We start from the raw sequence: 2,972 nt of genomic DNA on the forward strand, positions 1-2,972 counted from the left end.
TAAAATAATTAAATTTAATTGATATTAATTATGAGCGGCATTTTAGTCAGCGAAAAGCAAGCGCAAAAATTTCGTCACATATTATTTCACAATGCTGTCGAGTATATGAGGTGATTATATACCCCTCTAAATCGGATTAGTTTTGGTAGGGAAAACACACGCTACGAAATTTTATAGAGTATTTGGTCTAAGCGATTTCGGGGCAAGAACGAGTCAGAAGGTTATCGCTGAAACCTGTGATCGCTGAACCCCATCTGGACACAAATGCGCTAACATTGTGTCATCGAAGTATGTCATTAGCTTCTCGTTTCCACCTTCTATAACCTCGCAGGTAGCTTTCAGGGTCGATACCTGTTTCATTGCTTGGTGGAGTCCCCTATGTTTGGTCCAATAAGGGTTCATCCTGTAGTGGCCAAATCAACTATGCCACTACACCCATCTGCCGGTAATTAGAGGTAACAGCGCTCGCCCCACGGTTCGTGCAAATCACTTTATACTGCTGTTCTGACCGCGATTTTTAAATTCAACGCCATATCAACAAAATGAACGGCAAATTTCCTCAAAGCTGACCTTGACCTGTCTAAGGCTTCATAGTTTATCGTGACTATATTGATTAAGAGGGATATTTCCTGTACCTCTCAAAAGTAAATAGAGAGAAACAATGAAACGTTTAATTTTGATGATGACATTTTTGGTTTTCATGTCATTAAACAGCGTGGGTGTTTTAGCGAGCAACACTCCGCCTAAGTACGGTGTTGCGACGTCCAGCGATGGTGAACTGATCGCTTATAGTACCTGTGGCGGCGGAGAAACTGCGCTTATCTTCATTCACGGCTGGAGCTTAGACAGTCGGCTTTGGCAGAACCAGTTAGGTTACTTTTCACCGCAGTACCAAGTGCTCACCATGGATTTAGCTGGGCATGGGAACTCGTCTTTCAACCGAAAAGAATACACCATGGTCGCTTTCGCGAATGACATTAAGGCGGTCGTTGAGAAAGAACAACTTGATTCTGTCATCTTAATTGGACATTCGATGGCGGGCGGCGTTATAGCAGAAGCAGCGAAACTCATGCCGAAGAAAGTGAAAAGCATTATTGGTGTTGATACATCGCAAAACGTGGCATTAGCATTCGCACAAAGTGACCTTGATGCCATGACCAAGCCATTTGAAGATGACTTTCAAAAAGGTATGTCGGTATTCGTTAAAGACTCACTGCCAAAAGATGTAAATACAGAATTGCTCCACTGGGTAACGCAAGACATGGTATCTGCCCCTCCAGCTATTGCGATAAACCAGTTTCGCCATTACCTAGGCCAATATGTGAGTGGTAAAGCGAGCCAAGTGTATGAGAGTGTTAATGTGCCAGTAGTACTCGTGAATGCTCGTTTATGGCCTACCAACTCGGAAGAAAATAAGAAACATATCAAAGACTACAGCATCTATTACATTGAAGGCTCAGGCCACTTCCCGATGTTAGAGAAACCAAATGAGTTCAATACGATCCTAATGGAAGCGGTTAAGTCAGTTAAATAGTTCTGTTCCAGCCATTTATTAAATGGCTCATCATTAAGCACAAGGCTTCGCAATTGCGCGGCCTTTTTTACTGGGCGGAAGGGAAACGGAGCCGTCACTCTTAGTTATTATGGAAAACAGGCGTCAACCACTAGAAACACGTAAACCGCTCGACATTTAAATGCCGAGCGTATAGGTCGTTTTGATAATCTTATTAAACATCTACTTTAAAGATATTTTGCACTCTTTCTTTATAACTAGCTTCGCAAGAGATGTTACTGATTTAAACTCATCACTCGAACCAAATTGGTTAAAGTATGGATGAACTTGATCACATGATTCTTTAACAGATAAAGCTAGCCGCATAAATGCAACTGAATCGCTTGGATCCATATTTAATTGTTCTAATGCTATGGACATAGCTTTTACTGAGTTACCCGCCAAGTATTGCTTATCATACTCCAAAGACAACTGTTCATATTCACTTATTATTGGATTAACATCCGCAGAAATTGTACTAAAACTCATAAATAGAATTAGGGGATAACAAGCTCGCCTACACCACTTGGAACATTGGATAAAAATTCTTTCCATTGACCAGGGTGAATTGTTGGACACCCAGCTGAACCTTTCCATGTTGGCTTATACCCCCAATGTACATGAATAAAATTTGCTCTCTTTCCATAATCTGGAAAGTTTGGATTCTTACTTTTCGTTGGTACAAAACCATTATTATTTACTACTAATGCTGGTTTACCTTTATGAGTTCCATGGCTTAATGCATATTTACCATTACTAATATGCGGATATGCATCCTCACCTGATATTGATGTATTACTCGGCTTAAATGGATTAGGAGTGCTACTTCCCTTAAATATACCAATGACCTCACTTTTACTATTGAAAATAGTAACTCTCTGGCTATAAACCTCATCATCACTAACACTACCATCTGCACCAAAAACGACCTTCCACTTTTTGTCCCCCATGTTACTTACCCCTAAACTTAATCGGAGTCTGATTTTATAACCAAAGTGAAATATTGAAATTAAACAAATAGTCGCATGCGAGAAACCACACAGCTTTAAATTCTAATTTGCATATTTCTCATGATGCCTAACAACCGATAAACCAGCACAAGTCGCATCATGCATGCATGAAAGGAGGTCCCAGATTCAATCAAGCGTTCGACCACTGGCCACAAGGTTGCGTAATAGCCCACCAGCTCAGACTCTAGGCGCAGTTCATCACGCACCATTAAAATGCAGCTACCATGACAACCAAATTTACATCGCCCTCTTGAGTCTGGCTAATTCACTGTCTGTGCCTGCAAGAGCCAACTTACCAATGTATCCACCTGCAAAAAACAGCGGCGAAAAAAGAAAGCATATTGCATTATATCTGTGGATATTTCCGCACTTCGTGAAATATGTCCGAATAAATAATTGTTATTTTTGTA

At 40.6% G+C, this 2,972-nt stretch carries 3 protein-coding genes; 1 reads left to right on the top strand and 2 read right to left on the bottom strand.

The window, feature by feature from the left end:
- Positions 1-661 precede the first annotated feature (661 nt).
- Positions 662-1,534: an alpha/beta fold hydrolase gene (locus tag ASV53_RS23440; RefSeq protein WP_094958917.1), complete on the top strand. Its 873-nt coding sequence runs from the start codon at positions 662-664 to the stop codon at positions 1,532-1,534.
- 201 nt (positions 1,535-1,735) lie between these two features.
- On the opposite strand, the gene ASV53_RS23445 is transcribed toward ASV53_RS23440, so the two are convergent.
- Complete coding sequence (locus ASV53_RS23445; RefSeq protein ID WP_094958918.1) at positions 1,736-2,041, bottom strand: hypothetical protein; 306 nt, start codon at positions 2,039-2,041, stop codon at positions 1,736-1,738.
- 8 nt (positions 2,042-2,049) lie between these two features.
- Entirely contained in the window at positions 2,050-2,502 is a 453-nt protein-coding gene (locus tag ASV53_RS23450) for a hypothetical protein (protein WP_094958919.1), read from the bottom strand.
- Positions 2,503-2,972: the final 470 nt, after the last annotated feature.

It is taken from the genome of Photobacterium sanguinicancri (assembly GCF_002265265.1).
GTDB classification, from domain to species: domain Bacteria; phylum Pseudomonadota; class Gammaproteobacteria; order Enterobacterales; family Vibrionaceae; genus Photobacterium; species Photobacterium sanguinicancri.

What these genes read in the sequence shown, in the direction of transcription:
- ASV53_RS23445 (WP_094958918.1), bottom strand. Translation starts at nt 2,041, where the DNA reads ATGAGTTTTAGTACAATTTCTGCGGATGTTAATCCAATAATAAGTGAA.
- ASV53_RS23440 (WP_094958917.1), top strand. Translation starts at nt 662, where the DNA reads ATGAAACGTTTAATTTTGATGATGACATTTTTGGTTTTCATGTCATTA.
- ASV53_RS23450 (WP_094958919.1), bottom strand. Translation starts at nt 2,502, where the DNA reads ATGGGGGACAAAAAGTGGAAGGTCGTTTTTGGTGCAGATGGTAGTGTT.